The organism is Planktothrix prolifica NIVA-CYA 540, assembly GCF_963864145.1.
In the GTDB taxonomy this organism is placed as follows: Bacteria; Cyanobacteriota; Cyanobacteriia; order Cyanobacteriales; family Microcoleaceae; genus Planktothrix; species Planktothrix agardhii.
This window is the reverse complement of sequence record NZ_CAWLTW010000001.1, coordinates 4,313,326-4,330,250: the sequence shown is the minus strand read 5'-3', so window position 1 is coordinate 4,330,250 and position 16,925 is coordinate 4,313,326. Positions and strand designations below refer to the sequence as shown.

Below are 16,925 nucleotides of genomic sequence, written 5' to 3'. Positions count from 1 at the left end.
GGATAATCTCCGTGATCACACTGAATGAAGAATCTGGAACGGTGAATACCATGACTATAGATTCTAAGCGCAGATATCATAATGTGATGGAAGATTTAGTTGCCCAGGAAGTCAAGATTCAATTAGCTACCCTGGCTCCTCGACTCTGCCAATACATCAAACGAGTTGAAGTTGAAACCTATGCCCTCAACCGTTTACCGCCCCTTTATGCTTCTTCCAAAGAAGGTTGGATGCAGCAACTCAAAAGGGGAAGGGATGAATTTTATGCCCCGATTAAAACCGCCGTCCGACAGGCGATCGCAGCCGTTCAAAGGGACTTACTGCGGCACTCAACCCCATTATCCCCAGAAGAATCAACCCCTGTGAAGGAGGAGAGTCCAAAACCAGAGGCTGCACAGCAAATGTTACCCCGTCATGCTGCTGAGTCCTCTGTGCCTCCTCCCCCTGGGCTGGATCAGAAAGTTGTCAACCGTCACCGGGCTTTTGCCGATAATTACTCCCGCAAGGAAGCCTCAATTCGGGATGGATGGAACGGTTAACGGTTGGGAGGACGTCGCCGCCGTAAGAAGTCAGGAATATCGGGTTGTTGACCAGGATTAGCCGGGGTTGGGGGTTGGTTGGGGTTAGCTGGAGCCGGAATAACTGGAATATTACCCTGGGGTACGCCAGTATTCCGGGCCACGGGGATACCACTTTTGTTTTCTCCTGAGAACCCGGTGGCAATCACAGTAATTTTCACCTCTCCCTGCATCCGTTCATCAATTACCGCCCCAAAAATAATATTGGCATTGGGATCAACCACTTCATAGATAGTTTCGGCCGCCGCGTTCACTTCATGTAAGGTTAAATCCGTGCCTCCGGTAATATTAAATACAACACCCTTGGCTCCATCAATAGAAGATTCTAATAAAGGAGAAGCGATCGCAGCCACGGCGGCTTCTCTAGCCCGGGATTTTCCCGAAGCAATCCCAATCCCTAATAAGGCAGACCCGGCATCAGCCATCACCGCCCGCACATCGGCAAAATCGACGTTTACTAACCCCGGAATCGTAATAATATCCGAAATCCCCTGTACCCCTTGACGGAGAACATCATCGGCATAACGAAAGGCTTCCTGTACGGGGGTTTGTTCAGCAATCACCTCTAATAACTTATTATTCGGAATCACAATTAAGGTATCAACCCGGGATTGTAATGCCAGGATTCCATCATCGGCTTGGGAAATTCGCCGTCTACCTTCAAAGTGGAAGGGACGAGTCACCACCCCAATAGTTAAAGCTCCGAGTTCCTTCGCCACCTCCGCCACAACAGGCGCTCCACCTGTCCCGGTTCCGCCTCCTAGTCCGGCGGTAATAAAAACCAAATCAGCCCCTTCCAAGGCTTTCTGAATTTCTTCCCGGGATTCTTCGGCGGCTTTTTGACCGATGGCAGGGTTTCCACCGGCTCCTAACCCCTTAGTTAATTTCTGACCCACTTGTAGACGTTTCTGGGCTTTGGATAGGGTTAAAGCCTGGGCATCGGTATTCATTGACCAAAACTCAATTCCGGCAACCTGGCTATCAATCATGCGGTTAACGGCATTACCGCCACTGCCACCCACACCAATCACCTTGATCTTTGCAGCATTGCTCGGAATAATATCGCCACTCCAAGAATCTTCACGGGGCATATCTTTAGAATCGTTATTAGGGTTAACTATTAGTTCTTTTCTACGGAATGGATTGGCTGAATCGTCTGTCAACCAGGGATTCGCTTTTCCTTCAGCATCAGAATTGCCAAGGGCAGACCCCAGATTATTCTTAACTGTCATTTTAATAGGGGGAGTAGATGAATAACGGTTCTATCACTTTAAACCAAATAAACACAAATACTATAGGGTAAGTTGGATTAGAAACCAAGTCATTGAGGAGAGTGATTCTTCCTACAGCGATCCGTCTGTTAGTTCGAGGTAGACTCGTCCTCGGATAATCTGCTTTTATCCGTACTTTCAGATTGCATTTGGAGTAAGGGTTGGTTGGGATTTTTCAGATCAAAATACATCATCTGAGTCCGATCTACCTGTTCGGGGATATTCCTCATTCGATCAATCACCCGCAACTGTTCCGGGAATTTGGAGGTATAGGCGCCCAAATGAACTGTACCAATTTCCGTCTCCAGAATCAGATTATTTGGATCTTCCCAATTAATTTGGGAGATTTTCACCGGACTGTGACTGATGGCTTGATAAACTGAAGGCCAGTAAGAATGATACTGGTTGAAGTTGCCAATCACCTTGAGGGTGGGGAGTTTCTGGGATTTTTCTAATTCCGTATAGTTTTCTAACGGCATCCAGTCCCCGGTAGCATCTAACCATCCGATGGCGTTATTGGCTTCAACAGGGGAAGGTGTGGCGGCGGGATGAGCGATCGCTACGGGCTGTCGTTCTCGAATATTCACCGTTAAACTGGGGGGAAATAACTCACGGGTGACATGGGCAGAGGCAATTTGACCCCGTGATTCCAGACCCGATGCTAACACCTGGGGTTGAATTTTCCACAGAGATTCAGGATAGGATAACGGCAGTAAAGAGCGAACCATTTGATCGGACAATAGCTGATTACCTTCGACTTTGATTTGTTCGGGTTGGCGAATCAACCAGAGGGGTTGGTTAATCAGCCAAAACATACCCCCAGTCAAGCTACCCAGTGCTAGGGTTTGCCATAACAGTTGAACTAACTTTAGCCGACGTTGACGTCGTAACTGCTGGCGTTGACGTCGTAATTGATGGGTTGAAAGAGATTTAATCTGGGTCAGATTGCCCATGGGTAGCGTTGTTTCACCTCACCAATGGTAGCCCCCAATAATTTAGCATATTCTGTATCCCCCTATTTCTAATTGTTTTAGCGATTTTGCCCTACTCCCCGGGTTCCCATACCCCCCTGACCCCCGGCCCCCCATCCTGAAACATGACTCCGGCAGCTACACTAATATTTTCAGAGTCACCCGTTAAATTGATACATGAGGTTAAGAGTCTAATTGTGATCGAGCTTAACTTAAGCAGATTTTATAAAGCCTGTAACCCCAGTAAAACTATCGACATGGCAAACCCGGAAGATCGAAAGTATTATATCGATTTTTCTTCCGTCCGGGGTAGCGATATTATTCGAGAATTGAGTCGCACCATTACTTTACTGTCCCATGATGAACCCACCTGTCAATTATTTAGTGGTCATATAGGCTGTGGGAAATCGACTGAATTATTTCGTCTCAAAGATTTATTAGAACATCAAGGATATCATGTCGTTTACTTTGAATCCTCTCAAAATCTCGATATGGCGGATGTCGATATCAGTGATGTTTTATTAATGATTGCTCGTCAGGTAAGTGAAAGTTTAGAAGCGGATCAAATTCGTCTCAAACCCGGATATTTTTCTAACTTATTTACCGAAATTTCCGAGTTGATGCAAACCCCCATCCAACTCGCAGCCGAAGCCGAATTATCCGTAGGAATTGCTAGAATTACCGCCAAAACCAAGGATTCTCCCAAATTACGTTCCCAGTTACGACAATATTTAGAACCGCGTACCAGTAATATTTTAGATGCTATTAATGATGAAATATTAGGACGGGCTAATACTGCGTTACAAGCCAAAGGTAAAAAAGGCATTGTCGTGATTGTCGATAACTTAGATCGAATTGATAACTCTCCTAAACCCTGGGGAAGAACTCAACCGGAATATCTATTTGTCGATCGCGGTGAACAACTCAAACGCCTCAATTGTCATGTAGTTTTTACTATTCCCTTGACCCTGATGTTTTCTAATGATTATGATCGGCTATCAAGTCGATTTGGAGTCAAACCCAAAGTTTTACCGATGGTTCCAGTCTGCCTGCGTGATGGCACAAAAAACCCATCAGGAATGCTAAAATTACAACAAATGGTATTAGCCCGAGCCTTTCCTGATCTCCCTCCCGAAGATCGTTTTCAGTTGATATCCACTTTATTTGATAGTCCCGAAACCCTAGATCGTTTGTGTTTAATTAGTGGGGGTCATATTCGACGTTTATTAATGTTGATGTACAGTTGTTTACAACAAGAAGATCCACCATTTACCCGGGCTTGTTTGGATCAAGTGATTCAAGAATATCGAGATGATCTTTTAGGAGCAATTAGTCAGGAAGAATGGGAGTTATTGTTACGAGTAGTTAAAACACAAAAAGTCACCGGAGAAGATGAATGTCAAACCCTACTCCGCAGTATGTTTGTATTTGAATATCGGGATCAAGATGGTCGTTGGTTTGGAATTAATCCCGCTTTGACGGAGAGTAATCAATACAAACTATTGGTTAATTCCCTTAATGTTTGAAGTCTTCAAATTTGCTCTGAGATAAATGGATAAACTTGTTGACCCCAAAATAGTAGCCTCTGTGAATGAACGAAGTTTGAATCGCTTGTTACGCGCTGTATCCTTGTCCCAAGGTCAGTTTTCCTTAGTGTTAGTTCGCTGTAATTCCAGTCAACTCAGACAAAAAGTTCTACAAACTGTACAGGTTGATTCAGAAATCAAGATTGAGTCTTTAATTTTATCTCCTCATACCAAAACTCTCTATACAACCCTATTAGAAAAGGTTGAGAAAAATTCCCCCTCGGCACTAATGATTTTAGGGTTAGAAACCGTGGAAAATCTGGATATTATTCTGAGTTCAACTAATCAGGTTCGGGATGAATTTAGAAAACAATTTAATTTTCCGATTATTATATGGATTACCGATGATATCGTTACGGGTCTAATTCGTTTAGCCCCTGACTTTAAAAGTTGGGCCGCCGCCACAATTAAATTTGAATTAACCACAACTGAATTATTAGATTACTTAAAATTACAAGCCAATACCCTATTTACCCTAGCAGAATTAAAAATCAAAGCCTGGGAACCCAAAACACAACGACCGTTTAAATCGACCGTATCCCGTAGTTTTCCATCTGATTTTGGTATGGGTTGCAACCGACGGCGGGAATTAGAACTGCATTGGCAGGATTTACAAAATCGAGGTTATGAGTTAGACCCCGCTTTAGAAGCCAGTCGTCAGTTTATTTTCGGTCAAGATGGCGATGCCCATGACCACATCGAAATTGCCCGCCAACATTATCAACAGAGTTTAGCCCTCCTCCAACACGAGGCGGGTTTACGAGGCTATACCGCCCAAGGTGAACTCCCAGGTCAAGTCTCCAGTGTCGATGTGATGACTCCCCCCACTTCGGGCCCCCTTGTGTTTTGTTTAAGAGAACGTCAGGGAATTGTATTGTTTCATATTGCTTTAACCTATTGTATTCAAGCAACTCGAAATCCCAACTTAGTTCAGATTTTATTAACAGAAGCCAAACGCTATTTTGAGCAAAGTCAGCAAATTTTTCAACAAGCTGGACGCCCTGATTTAGTGGCAGGAGTGATTTCCCCTTTAGGTGAAGTATTGCAACGCTTACAATTATGGGAAATGTTGCAAGAATTAGCCCTGGGGGGCGTAAAAATGCACTTTGTTTATGGCACATCAAGTCAATTAGCTCAAGATTATGTGTTTATGGCGGAAGTGGCTCTAAAACGTTCGGAATGGCGTCAGGCTCTGATGTTAGCAAAATTAGCTTTAACTATTTTACCAGAGTCAAAACCAACGGTTAGTCAAGCACAGTGTTTATTATTATTAGCCCGATGTTATCAATATCAGGGAGAATGGCAACAAGCAAAGCAGAAATTAGAATTAGCTCTGACCCAAATACAACCCCAATATAATCCTCAGTTATATCTGGATATTTTGGAAGAATTACGCGATATTGACTATCAGCAAGGTCAGTATCGTCAAGCCTTTAGAATTAAGAAAAAACAACGGGAAATTGAGCATCAATATGGGTTGCGAGCCTTTATTGGAGCAGCCCAACTGCAACCTCCAAAACAAGCAATTAATCCCTCTAGTAACCAAGGCGAAAATATGGTTACAATTGCGGAATAAATGATGGCATCCTGTCGCCAACATGATATTCAGAATTTGCTGCATCGCTTGAGTCGTGATGATCATAAATTAATTATTATTCATGGCCGTTCTGGGGTCGGTAAAAGTTCTTTAGTGAATGCGGGTTTAGTTCCAGCTTTAAAGAATACGGCAATTAGTGCGCGGGATTGTTTGCCCGTAGTGATTCAATCTTATATGGATTGGACTCGGGAATTAGAACAGAGTTTAGCGAGTGCATTATTAAATTGTGCTTCCTTTAAATATCCCGATGAGTCAATCAAAAAACTTTGGTATAAAGTGATTGCTCAATCCTCTATTCAAGATTGGAATAATCGCAATCCCAATCAAAGTTATGAAGAAATTCCGGTAGATTGTATTCTAAATTCGTCCTCTTTTGTGTTGAAACAACTCACCCAAAATGCCGAACAAAATTTACTCACAGTTTTAATTTTTGATCAGTTTGAGGAATTCTTTTTTATCTCCCATTGTCATCAAGAAAAGCGCAAAATATTTTATGATTTTCTAAAAATTTGCCTGGATTTACCCTTTGTAAAAATAGTTTTCTCTCTGAGGGAAGATTATTTGCATCATCTCTTAGAATGGGATCATTTATTGAACCTAGATGCCATTAATAATAATATTCTCGATAAAAAAATTCGCTATCATTTGCGAGATTTTACTTTAGCAGAAGCAAAAACGGTGATTGAGCGTTTAACCCAACGGTCTAAACTCCAATTAGAGCCAGGTTTAATTGATGCTTTAGTAACAGATTTAGCCGATGAACGGCAGGAAGTTCGTCCAATTGAATTGCAAGTTGTCGGGGCGCAACTTCAGGAAGAAGGAGAACATGGAATTACCACCTTAACGGCCTATAAACAATTAGGAATTAATCCCAAAACTGAATTAATTAAACATTCCATTGAACAGGTTATTAAAGATTGTGGGAATATCAATGAAGATGCAGCTTGGGAAGTTTTATTTACCCTAACCGATGAAAAATTTACTCGTCCGATTAAAACTAAAGCGGAATTAATTACGGCGGCGAGGAGAGCAGGGGGAGTAGGAGAGGCAGGGGAGGTAAACTCTTTCTGTTACCCATTACCCAAAACCCATTACCCAAAACCCATTACCCAAAACCCATTACCCAAAGGAGGAGAGGAAGCGGAGGCTTTTATTGATATCATTTTAGAATCAGGGTTACTATTAAGAAGACGGGAAGAACCCGAAGATCGATATCAACTGTTACATGATTATTTAGTCTTGCCAATTCGACAGCGCTACGGACTACAGGAAAAACAGCGCCAGCATGATATTAAGCAACGTTTACAGAAAGCCCAATCTGAAAAATCCAAGGCGGAAGCAGCCTTAAAAAAAATGAGTCGAGAGCAACTTTTGCAGCGTAATCAACGGTTAAAACAGTTGTTAGGGTTGTCGATAATTGTTGCCCTGTTATTGGGTTTTACCACAAAACTAGCCACCTATCAACAACAACGGGCCGACGGACAAAAGCAAATCGCCGATTTAGCCACATTAACTGCTGCTTCCGATGCTTTATTCTTCTCCCAATATAAATTTGATGCTCTCCTCGAAAGTTTAAGGGCGGCTCGACAATTTCAACGGTTAAAAGCGACGACCCCAGATGGGTCGGAACTCAAAACCATGGAAACTAGAATTGCAGCCACCTTACAACAGGCAGTATATGGGACAACTGAACATAACCGTTTAGAAGGACATCAGGATGTAGTTTGGGATGTTTCCTTTAGTCCCGACGGCAATTATATTGTTTCTGGGAGTGTGGATAAAACGGTGAAATTGTGGACACCCGATGGTCAACTCCTGCGAACCTTAGTCGGTCATCAGGGAAGTGTCACCAGTGTAAGTTTCAGTCCCGATAGTCAGATGATCGCGTCATCTTCTCAAGATGGGACGATTAAACTTTGGCCCGTCGCAGCCTTGTCTACAATAAAACGGCTGGTCACTCCCGTTACTATCCAAGCCCATCGCCAGGGTGTTTCCGCAGTCACTTTTTCACCCAATGGCCGTTTGATCGCTTCGGTGTCCGATGATCGTCGATTAAAATTATGGAGTCGAGAGGGGACTTTATTGCGAACTGTCTATCGGGCTGTGGCTCCTTTAACCTGGGTGGCTTTTAGCCCCGATGGTCAGATTTTAGCGATCGCGGTGGCCGATGGGACGGTAAAACTGCTAAAACTAGATGGAACAATACTCCACACCTTGGATCACACTGCTAATCCGAATAAAACGGTTTATAAGGTGAGTTTTTCTCCCAATGGTCAACTAATTGCCACGGTCGGACAAGATCAAACGGTGAAATTGTGGACTCCTCAATGTCAACTTTTAAAAACTTTAAAAGCGGATCGTTCTAATATATATGGGGTGAATTTTTCTCCTGATAGTAAACTGTTGGCAACTTCTACGGACAATAAAAATATCTATTTATGGACGGTGGATGGAACTCTATTAAAGCAGTGGCAAGGACATGGGGATAAGGTGACAAATATTCAATTTTCCCCCGACGGCAAGACTTTAGTATCCTCAAGTTATGACAAAACAGTAAAACTTTGGAGTTCAGATTTAATTCCTCTAAAAACCCTAACGGGGCATCAACATCGGGTCTTAGGGGTGAATTTTAGCCCCAATGGTGAGATGTTTGCCTCGGCGAGTCAGGACAAAACGGTGAAACTTTGGAGCCGTACAGGGGCATTATTGACGACCTTAGCGGGGTATAAAGACCGGGTGACGACGGTGAGTTTTAGTCCCGATGGAGAACTTTTAGCGACGGCGGGCTATGACCGGACGGTGAAATTGTGGAAACTGAGTCCTGATTTAGAAAGCTCAGAAAAATCCCAGGGGAGTTTGTTTAAATTGCCTGATAATTTTAGTCTTTGGGGTGTAGCAAAATTAAAATCAGCTTTGCCCTTAACAAAAAACCGGGTTTCGGTGGAATCTATTCAACTGCTTCAAAGTTGGATTGGTCATGACGATAGTATTCTGAATATTACTTTTAGTCCTAATGCTGAACAAATTGCTACGGCGAGTAAGGATAAAACGGTGAAATTATGGAGTCGCCAGGGTCAATTATTACATACTTTAATCGGACATGATTCTTGGGTTAATAGTGTTACCTTTAGTCCGAATGGGGAGATGATTGTAACTTCTAGTGATGATGGGACGATTAAACTTTGGGATGATCAAGGAAAGTTATTAAAGACGATTATGGCTGATCAGGGTTATGTTCTGAGTATCAGTTTTAGTCCCGATGGTAAATTTATTGCTTCTGCTGGCTATGATAATACGGTTAAACTTTGGGATAGTCGGGGAAACTATCTGAAGACGCTGTTAAAGGGATCTAGTGATAGTGTTACCAGTGTGGTGTTTAGTCCTGACAGTCAGTTAATTGCTTCGGCCAGTTACGATGGTACGGTGAAGTTATGGAGTCGTGATGACGGCACTTTGCTCAAAACCTTGGTGGGACATCGGGATAGTGTAATGGGGATTAGTTTTAGTCCCGATGGTCGGGTTTTGGTTTCTGCTAGTCGGGATCATACTTTAATTATGTGGAATCTGGATTTAGATAATTTGATTGATCGCGCTTGTGATTGGGTTTACGATTATTTACGAACTAATCCTAAAGTCCAAACGAGCGATCGCGATCTTTGTAATCAGTAAACAGTAATCAGTTATCAGCTATTTGACTTGACACAGAGCCAAAAATTAGTGTATTATCTTTAGATAATGTCAAAAAAATATAAAGAAAATGGCACGGTATTTGAAAAGTTGGGAATCTCCCCGCTCTCAAGGGAGAAATACGAAAGGAAAAGGCGGTTCTGCAAGGGCGCGACAACTGAAAAAACAACGGCAAACCCTGAGAAATAAACTGAATCAACAAAGCAACGGGAAGGATAAATCAGATTCCTTCCCGATTTCTTTAAGGGGGTTCTCCTTGAATATTGGGGCAGATTTTTGTATTTACTTGAACGGATAAAGGATGATCTTGCCAATGGTTGAGTAACTGTTGCAACTCCGTTTTTAAGATTTCCAAGGCTGTGATTTGGTGATTAATCTCCTCAACTTTAAGTGCCAAATGTTGTTTGACTTCCTCACAGGGAAGTTCGCCGCGATCGCTAACCTTTAAAATATCTCTAATTTCATTTAAACTCAAACCCAAAGATTGAGCACGTCTAACAAAACCCAAACGATTAATCACCGACGGCTCAAACAGTCGATATCCAGAGTCTGACCGTTCAACAGTAGGTGCTAACAAGCCAATTTCTTCATAATAACGAACGGTTTTCACCGACAAGCCACTTTGTTGAGCGACATCACCGATTTTTAATCTTTCATCTGCAATCACCGCATCCATTTTTTCGTAATCCTAACTATTAATCGACTTAGTAGGAAGATCGTTTTTTATCCGTCAGCTTGGGAAGGGGAGAACGGGCAGAACTTGGGGGAAGGGCATATTCTGGGGCAGTTTCAGCTTGTTGTAGTTTAGACTTTTGCCACATCCACCACCGCAAAACCAAGATTACCCCAACGCTGGAAAGGCCAAAACTTAATAAGGATACACTGGAACTAACTCCACCAATCACAGCATCTACGATTCCAACTGTGACCACAAAACTAACAATAGGTTCTCGACGATAGGCAGACCTGAGAACACGGGGCCATAAAGCATTCATCACAATTTTACTCTAAATTTTTAAGGGTTAACTTAAGTACAATCTCTCGGATTGGGAGCCGATAGCATTATCTTATAATCTTCTTCACTTGAAAGTTTATCTAATCCTAATTTAACCTAATTTATAGGGATTGACTGGATTTGGGTCATTGGTCATCCGTTGGATGGAGGGCAAACTTAGGATTGTGTTTAGCCCGGATTTGAGTTAATCATAAAAACTACTGCTAAACCCTGGAAATCCTAAATTACCCCTCACTCCTAAACGGAAGACTGATCACCAATAATCAATCAATTTGGTAAGATTAACTCAGCCCTAGCCAGGATAATAAACCTTGTCCGCTAAAATATTCAATTGCCAAGGTGATCAAAAAACCAATCATGGCGGCTCGACCATTTAATCGTTCAGTATATTGATTGAATCCAAATTTGGGTTCGTTGAGGTTGGGGGTTGTCGTAGGTTGTGGTTGGCTCATATTTGAATTCCTAGGATTTTTTCGGCTTTGATTTTGATTTTAACCCCTGATTGTTTAAAAAATGTCCTATCTACCTGACCAATCACCAATTCCGAATTCGGTTCAACAAGTTGCCTCTGCCCTTCGTACCACAGGCTGGATTTGCTTTTGGATACAACTGGTTTTAGGGGTGATTTCGGCTGTGATTCAGCTTTTTGCCATTTTAGTCTTTAGTCGTGGGACGACAGGAACAACGGCCCCATCATCGGGAATTGGTGGGGGTTTGGTCTTTGCCCTCATCGGACTGGGGATTTTGGGATTTAGTATTTTTCAGGCCTTTGGTTATACTCGTTTGGCCCGTAGACTCAAAGCACCGGGCATTACCCGTCCCAGTCGAGGAGAAACCTTCAAGCGCATCCGTACAGGCTTAACCAGTAATTTAACTGGAATGGCGGTAACTTTAATGGCTTCGGAAGCAATTAATGGGATTCTCTTGGCAAAAGCCATCTCTCAACCCCGTGGTTTGTTTAATGCTCCTGGCAACTTGCAAGATTTTGTCCAACCCCTTGATTTTTTTGTAGTTTTGGCTAATACCCATACAATTGTGGCTCATTTTGTTGGGATCGCAGGTGGCTTGTGGCTGATCAATCGAATTTATAAGAATTAGGGGAATTACGAATTACGAATTACGAATGGGGAACAGGAAGAATGTACTTATAGATAAGGGTTTTGGGTTTTTGTCAATCTTTCTTAACAAAAAGTTGCAAACTTCTGGAAACTGTGTTAACTTTTATGTAGTTGGCTCAAGCAAACAGGAGATTTTTTGATTATGGAAAGCAAAGATACCAAGTTTGGGTTTACAGAATTCGCGGAGACTTGGAATGGCCGTTTAGCCATGTTAGGTTTCACCATCGGTTTAGCCACGGAACTTCTAACCGGTCAAGGGATTCTGTCTCAATTAGGTTTAATGTAATTTTTCCGGTTGTTTTCAACGCATTCAAGGGTTCTAGGACTTAACCTGAGAACCCCATTTACCCCCTAAATAGCAATAATCCCTCAAATTCGTAGTGTTTGGGGGATTTTTGTGATTAGAAATAGGGCTTGCTGAAAAAGTAACAGAATTAGAGGAGTAATGTATTATTGCGATCGCTATTCCTGTGAGTCGTGATTTTTAGGAAATCGCTTGTTGTGGTGATTATATTGAGGTGATGAAACCCATATTAACTTTTGTATTGCATTATCTCTTGCTTGTCATTTATTATCTTAATTTGTTGGTCTATCATTGTCATTTTCCATAGTTGGGTTGCGTTCCTTAACCCAACCTACAAGATCAGCGATCGCACTTGTGTGTACACGGTAGGATAAAGGCCAAGGCGGAAAGTACCTCTTTTTACCCCCAGGCTACAAAGGGGAAATTCCATCGGGTTACAACGTGGTGAAGTCGCCGACTTTTAATATTTGGATTCCCTGGCGTAGTTTTTTGGTTAAGGGCGACCCGAAACCTGGGGTTGAGTTGGTGACCAAGAACACGAAAATTTATTCTCTAAACAGTGCGAACAATCCCCCCGCTTTAAATTTTGTGAATATGTCGGGCAAGCCGTTTAATACGATTGCACCTGCCGATTATCGGTTCTGGGAACTGCTCAATCAGGTGGTACAGGAAGAACCGAGTGAGTCCCTCGATCAAATTCGACTGGGTTACTATGCCTCTATCGGTATTCAAAAAGGCAAACCTTTCAAGCCCGATGAACGCATGAAAAAAATCCTGACGGAAGCGGCGGCTGTGGGGGATGCAACGGCACGGGCGATCGCTTTTCATAATCGACAGAAGGATGCTTATTACTATGCAAACAGTTCATGGCAGTTACCTTTTATTGGTGGCTATAAGTTCCAGACCCAGCCTGATGTTCTGAATATGGATGCTTATATCTATTACTATTTCATGGCGACGGGGGTTACTCCTGCGATGGAAGAAAAAATGGTGGGATTGGGTTCTCAATATGCTTGGACAGCCCGTGATGCTAAGGGTAATCTCCTCGATGGTGGCAAGAGTTATCGCCTACGTTTACCGCCCAATATTCCTGTTAAAGATTTCTGGTCAGTCATTCTTTACAGCAACCAAACGCGATCGCAGATTCAGACGGATCAACAGTTTCCTAGTGTCGGTAGTCAAACTAAGGGGCTTTTGGTTAATGCTGATGGTTCTGTGGATATCTATTTCGGGCCGAAACCGCCTGCTGGCAAGGAGAATAATTGGGTACAGACGATGCCTGAAACGGGTTGGAATACGATTCTTCGGCTTTATGGCCCGCTTGAGCCTTGGTTTGACAAGACGTGGCGACCAGGGGAAATGGAGTTGTTGAAATAGTCCTATCCAGAATATTTCTTGCTCGTCTGCGTTAATAGTTCCAGTCATGGTATATTGTATTTCGGTTACCTTAAACCTCTTGCAAAAGTTTTTTAACCACTTCTTTTCTAAGTAAGTAGGCGCAATTGATTTTTTAGAAAATCGATTCACAGCAAGGCTTTCAAGGAAATCTATCTACTTAAGTACCCCTAACTACTTAAAAACTTAAAAACAAGCAACCCAGATGACTACTTCCTCTACTTTACGAAATGCCAAACTCTACGGCAATGAAATTATCCAAACCCCCATTGGCGACATTGAATTAGTCCACACCTATTTCAATGATGAAGCCTCCCAACATCTGTTTGATGAAATGGACTATCAACGGGCTTGCCAAACCTATATCTGGAGTCAACCCCTTGTTAGTATGACCAACTGGCGTGATCGCCAAAAAGCAGACTATAATGCAACAAACCCTTTTGATTTTGTCGTATTCAAATCGCTCAAAGAAAAACGTGGCATCCTGACCGCGAATCTCACCACGCCCTATATCTTCAACTTCACCAGTTTGAAGGCAGGTCCTTTAGTCGTAGATTACCCCGCAGGTGAGACCGCAGGTGGTTTCATGGATTTTTGGCAACGTCCCCTTGCAGATGTAGGATTGACTGGCCCAGATCAGGGTCAAGGTGCTACATACATCATTGTTGGCCCTGAAGATGATCTCCAAAAGTATGATAAGAACGAGCAGAATGTCTATGTCATCCAAAGTGCAACCAATAACCTGTTCTTGGGCTTGCGTATCCTCAATTCTGGTACTGAGTTTTATGAACGGTTCAAATCCTCCCTGAAAATGGGTCAGGACCGCGAATCTCTACAAAATGTCAACTTCATCGAAGATCTGGATGTTGAATGGAATGCAACAGCCCCTCGTGGAATAAAGTATTGGCAGGTTTTGTCTTCGATTATCAATGAGGAGCCAGTACGGGTCATTGATAAAGCTTGGATGGCGATGCTGTTACCCTTGGGCATTGAAAAGGACAAAGACTTTCACCCTAATGAACGCCAGACATCGATTCTCGAAAAAGGTGGAGCGATGGGTGAACTGATGGCCCGAAACCTACAAGTGAATCCCCGCTTTGCCGAACCGTATTGGCAGGGAACCCAATGGTACAAGAGCGTTGACTTTACCATTCCCCAGGAAACCGAAAACCGTGTGGAATTGGATGAACGGACCACTTGGTTCTATGAAGCTGTCGCCACTTCCAAAGGCATGGTTAATCCTACACCCGGCAAAGGTCAAATCTATATGACGACTAAACGGGATAGTCAAGGCAATCCATTCCGAGCCGATAAAACCTATAAGCTGACTGTCCCCAATGATGTCCCCGTCCCCCCTGAGCAATTCTGGTCTTTGTCGCTATACAGCGAAAATACTCGACGATCCTACGATAATGGCGGTACGGAAATTTCCAGTGTCAGCCTTGATAGTCGAATGGAAAACCTGCAATATAACGATGACAAAAGCATCGATCTTTTTATCGGTGCGGAGGCTCCTGCGGGTTATGAAAGTAATTTTATGAAGACAGTAGGAGAGGATGGTTGGTTTGTTTATTTTCGTCTTTATGCTCCCCTAGACCCCTTCTTTGATAAGACGTTCAGCTTGCCTGATTTTGTTGAGATCGATTAAGTGCGATCGCTGATCTTGTAGCTGTAGTGCGATCGCCGATCTTGTAGGTTGGGTTGACGAAAGGAAACCCAACGTTTCTACACAAACAATATCCCCTCTCCAAAACGAATTAACACCATTGTCATTTAATTTGTTGGGTTGCGTTCCTTAACCCAACCTACAAGATCAGCGATCGCACTATAACCTTTGATAGCTCGGAAGGCAATCTTGCGATCGCTAATCTCAATATCTCTTAATCTTAAACTTCAGTAAAAAATGACAACTTTTTGGCAAAATTTAAGAGCTAATCTTTGGAAATTATCCCTCCTAGGCTTAGAACGTGGCCCTCACATTACCCGTTATTCCATGTATGCGAATTTGCAAGCCCAGGGTCAAAAACTTCCCAAAAAAGCAGGGGATATTCTATCCATTAGTCACTCGCAAAATTTAATCGAACTATTAGGTATTCAAGCTAAAACTTTAACCGAAGCTAATTATCCCGATCATAACTTTTTATCCCTGAACTTTGCCGATGAATCCTTTGATTTTGTCCTGTCCGATCAAGTCTTAGAACACGTTGAAGGCAATCCCCAACAGGCCATTGATGAAAGTTGGCGAGTGTTGCGACCTGGCGGGATTGCGGTTCATACCACTTGTTTTATTAATCCGATTCACCTGGTTCCCAAAGATTATTGGCGATTTACTCCCGACGCATTAGCCCTGTTGAGTCAACGATTTTCTAGAATTTTGGCTTGTCAAGGTTGGGGCAATTTTGAAGCCTGGCTATTAATTCGTGATGGTCTGCGGTTTGAAGGTATTCCCCAGGCTGCTTGGCATCCTCTTCATCAGTTAGCCCTTCGCAATGATCCTGACTGGCCAATTGTGACCTGGATTATTGCAGAAAAATAGCGGGTTTACTGCCTGGGATAGCGTCTAACCCACATTCCGTACATAAAAGTGCGATCGCCGATCTTGTCGTGGGATCGCCGATCTTGTAGGTTGGGTTGAGGTTACGAAACCCAACATTGCTTTTTCCCAAATTACCACCCAATATCTGAGTTATAATCAATACTATCAATTTTACCCCTTAATCAAATAATTTAACTTATGTCTGCTACAATTCGTGAAGAACTTCACCAACAGATTGACCGATTACCTGATGACATTGTTGAAAAAATTGCCAACTTTACCCGATTAATTTCCCCTGATCCAAATAACATTTCAGAATATACTAATTGGCAAGATGAAGACTGGCAAAAATTTTCATTAGAGCAATTTTTCAAAGAAGAAGATGAAATTGAATATTCCCTAGCAGATGCTCAAGAAATTTATCAACCATGAAACCTGGTGATATTGTTCTAATTCGTTTTCCTCAAGCAGACTTGAAATCAGGAAAACTACGCCCAGCCTTAATTATTGCTATTTCACCAAGTCGCCATCGTGATTTATTACTTGCTTTAATTTCTTCTCGTCTCCATCAAGCTACTCTAGGATTTGACGAAATCATTAATACCTCAGATTCCGACTATATTAATACTGGACTTAAAGTGGCTTCTTTAATTCGGCTAGGACGATTAACAAGTGTCGAATCATCTGTAATCAATGCACGTTTAGGAAATATCTCACCAGAAAGACTAATACGCATTAAAAATCTTTTAATCAATTGGCTAAGAAAATAAAATTAGTGAGATCGCCGTCATCTTGTTGATTAAACTTTAAAATTTCGATCATTTTGGCTTTTGAAAGTGCGATTACTTTGGCTGTTTAAGGTGCGAT

Annotated in this window: 16 protein-coding genes and 1 pseudogene; 12 read left to right on the top strand and 5 right to left on the bottom strand. The window is 42.5% G+C overall.

Features of this window, described 5'->3' with window-relative positions:
* Positions 1–11: 11 nt before the first annotated feature.
* Positions 12–539, top strand: a complete 528-nt coding sequence (locus AC559H_RS19060; RefSeq protein ID WP_071782736.1) for a late competence development ComFB family protein — start codon at positions 12–14, stop codon at positions 537–539.
* On the opposite strand, the gene ftsZ is transcribed toward AC559H_RS19060, so the two are convergent.
* The gene (gene ftsZ / locus AC559H_RS19055; RefSeq protein WP_026788004.1) at positions 536–1,810 is read right to left on the bottom strand and encodes a cell division protein FtsZ; all 1,275 of its coding nucleotides are present in this window, start codon (positions 1,808–1,810) and stop codon (positions 536–538) included. The two genes, AC559H_RS19060 and ftsZ, sit on opposite strands and share 4 nt — an antisense overlap.
* A 128-nt stretch (positions 1,811–1,938) precedes the next feature.
* Entirely contained in the window at positions 1,939–2,802 is an 864-nt protein-coding gene (locus tag AC559H_RS19050) for a cell division protein FtsQ/DivIB (RefSeq protein ID WP_026788005.1), read from the bottom strand.
* Positions 2,803–3,077: 275 nt separating this feature from the next.
* On the opposite strand from AC559H_RS19050, the gene AC559H_RS19045 reads away from it, so the two are divergent.
* The 3 genes from AC559H_RS19045 to AC559H_RS19035 are packed head-to-tail and all read left to right on the top strand — an operon-like array spanning position 3,078 to position 9,672.
* Positions 3,078–4,346: a P-loop NTPase fold protein gene (locus tag AC559H_RS19045; protein ID WP_036832907.1), complete on the top strand. Its 1,269-nt coding sequence runs from the start codon at positions 3,078–3,080 to the stop codon at positions 4,344–4,346.
* Positions 4,347–4,371: 25 nt separating this feature from the next.
* Positions 4,372–5,982 (top strand): tetratricopeptide repeat protein, encoded by a 1,611-nt coding sequence (locus AC559H_RS19040; protein WP_237746373.1) that lies wholly within the window; start codon positions 4,372–4,374, stop codon positions 5,980–5,982.
* Positions 5,983–9,672, top strand: a complete 3,690-nt coding sequence (locus AC559H_RS19035) for a WD40 domain-containing protein (protein WP_237746372.1) — start codon at positions 5,983–5,985, stop codon at positions 9,670–9,672.
* A 259-nt stretch (positions 9,673–9,931) separates the two neighbouring features.
* Here the strand turns inward: AC559H_RS19035 and AC559H_RS19030 are convergent, their stop codons facing one another.
* The 3 genes from AC559H_RS19030 to AC559H_RS19020 form a co-directional block, all read right to left on the bottom strand.
* Positions 9,932–10,366: a heavy metal-responsive transcriptional regulator gene (locus AC559H_RS19030; protein ID WP_026795260.1), complete on the bottom strand. Its 435-nt coding sequence runs from the start codon at positions 10,364–10,366 to the stop codon at positions 9,932–9,934.
* Between the two features lie 28 nt (positions 10,367–10,394).
* Complete coding sequence (locus AC559H_RS19025; protein WP_026795261.1) at positions 10,395–10,685, bottom strand: hypothetical protein; 291 nt, start codon at positions 10,683–10,685, stop codon at positions 10,395–10,397.
* Positions 10,686–10,986: 301 nt separating this feature from the next.
* Entirely contained in the window at positions 10,987–11,157 is a 171-nt protein-coding gene (locus AC559H_RS19020; protein WP_026788010.1) for a CAB/ELIP/HLIP family chlorophyll-binding protein, read from the bottom strand.
* Between the two features lie 61 nt (positions 11,158–11,218).
* Between AC559H_RS19020 and AC559H_RS19015 the strand changes: the two genes are divergently transcribed.
* The 8 genes and pseudogenes from AC559H_RS19015 (at position 11,219) to AC559H_RS18980 (ending at position 16,828) form a co-directional block, all read left to right on the top strand.
* Positions 11,219–11,803, top strand: a complete 585-nt coding sequence (locus AC559H_RS19015; RefSeq protein ID WP_026788011.1) for a DUF3611 family protein — start codon at positions 11,219–11,221, stop codon at positions 11,801–11,803.
* Between the two features lie 162 nt (positions 11,804–11,965).
* Positions 11,966–12,109, top strand: coding sequence for a CAB/ELIP/HLIP family chlorophyll-binding protein (locus tag AC559H_RS19010; protein ID WP_026788012.1), 144 nt, complete (start codon positions 11,966–11,968; stop codon positions 12,107–12,109).
* A gap of 399 nt (positions 12,110–12,508) precedes the next feature.
* Positions 12,509–12,664: pseudogene (locus tag AC559H_RS19005) on the top strand (DUF1254 domain-containing protein); the annotation flags it as partial.
* Positions 12,665–12,721: 57 nt separating this feature from the next.
* Entirely contained in the window at positions 12,722–13,504 is a 783-nt protein-coding gene (locus AC559H_RS19000) for a DUF1214 domain-containing protein (protein ID WP_202806355.1), read from the top strand.
* A 223-nt stretch (positions 13,505–13,727) separates the two neighbouring features.
* A complete protein-coding gene (locus AC559H_RS18995) occupies positions 13,728–15,170 on the top strand; it encodes a DUF1214 domain-containing protein (protein WP_051319655.1) in 1,443 nt (480 codons plus the stop codon).
* A gap of 255 nt (positions 15,171–15,425) precedes the next feature.
* Positions 15,426–16,058 carry a methyltransferase domain-containing protein gene (locus tag AC559H_RS18990; RefSeq protein ID WP_026788013.1) on the top strand — a complete coding sequence of 211 codons (633 nt, stop codon included), beginning with the start codon at positions 15,426–15,428 and terminating at the stop codon, positions 16,056–16,058.
* A 198-nt stretch (positions 16,059–16,256) separates the two neighbouring features.
* Positions 16,257–16,490 carry a hypothetical protein gene (locus tag AC559H_RS18985; protein WP_026795262.1) on the top strand — a complete coding sequence of 78 codons (234 nt, stop codon included), beginning with the start codon at positions 16,257–16,259 and terminating at the stop codon, positions 16,488–16,490.
* The gene (locus AC559H_RS18980) at positions 16,487–16,828 is read left to right on the top strand and encodes a type II toxin-antitoxin system PemK/MazF family toxin (RefSeq protein WP_026788015.1); all 342 of its coding nucleotides are present in this window, start codon (positions 16,487–16,489) and stop codon (positions 16,826–16,828) included. Before AC559H_RS18985 ends, AC559H_RS18980 begins: the two co-directional genes overlap by 4 nt.
* The last annotated feature ends 97 nt before the right edge of the window (positions 16,829–16,925 follow it).

Coding starts and splice junctions, on each gene's coding strand:
- ftsZ (WP_026788004.1), bottom strand. CDS start 1,810: ATGACAGTTAAGAATAATCTGGGGTCTGCCCTTGGCAATTCTGATGCT.
- AC559H_RS19050 (WP_026788005.1), bottom strand. CDS start 2,802: ATGGGCAATCTGACCCAGATTAAATCTCTTTCAACCCATCAATTACGA.
- AC559H_RS19045 (WP_036832907.1), top strand. CDS start 3,078: ATGGCAAACCCGGAAGATCGAAAGTATTATATCGATTTTTCTTCCGTC.
- AC559H_RS19040 (WP_237746373.1), top strand. CDS start 4,372: ATGGATAAACTTGTTGACCCCAAAATAGTAGCCTCTGTGAATGAACGA.
- AC559H_RS19035 (WP_237746372.1), top strand. CDS start 5,983: ATGATGGCATCCTGTCGCCAACATGATATTCAGAATTTGCTGCATCGC.
- AC559H_RS19030 (WP_026795260.1), bottom strand. CDS start 10,366: ATGGATGCGGTGATTGCAGATGAAAGATTAAAAATCGGTGATGTCGCT.
- AC559H_RS19025 (WP_026795261.1), bottom strand. CDS start 10,685: ATGAATGCTTTATGGCCCCGTGTTCTCAGGTCTGCCTATCGTCGAGAA.
- AC559H_RS19020 (WP_026788010.1), bottom strand. CDS start 11,157: ATGAGCCAACCACAACCTACGACAACCCCCAACCTCAACGAACCCAAA.
- AC559H_RS19015 (WP_026788011.1), top strand. CDS start 11,219: ATGTCCTATCTACCTGACCAATCACCAATTCCGAATTCGGTTCAACAA.
- AC559H_RS19010 (WP_026788012.1), top strand. CDS start 11,966: ATGGAAAGCAAAGATACCAAGTTTGGGTTTACAGAATTCGCGGAGACT.
- AC559H_RS19000 (WP_202806355.1), top strand. CDS start 12,722: ATGTCGGGCAAGCCGTTTAATACGATTGCACCTGCCGATTATCGGTTC.
- AC559H_RS18995 (WP_051319655.1), top strand. CDS start 13,728: ATGACTACTTCCTCTACTTTACGAAATGCCAAACTCTACGGCAATGAA.
- AC559H_RS18990 (WP_026788013.1), top strand. CDS start 15,426: ATGACAACTTTTTGGCAAAATTTAAGAGCTAATCTTTGGAAATTATCC.
- AC559H_RS18985 (WP_026795262.1), top strand. CDS start 16,257: ATGTCTGCTACAATTCGTGAAGAACTTCACCAACAGATTGACCGATTA.
- AC559H_RS18980 (WP_026788015.1), top strand. CDS start 16,487: ATGAAACCTGGTGATATTGTTCTAATTCGTTTTCCTCAAGCAGACTTG.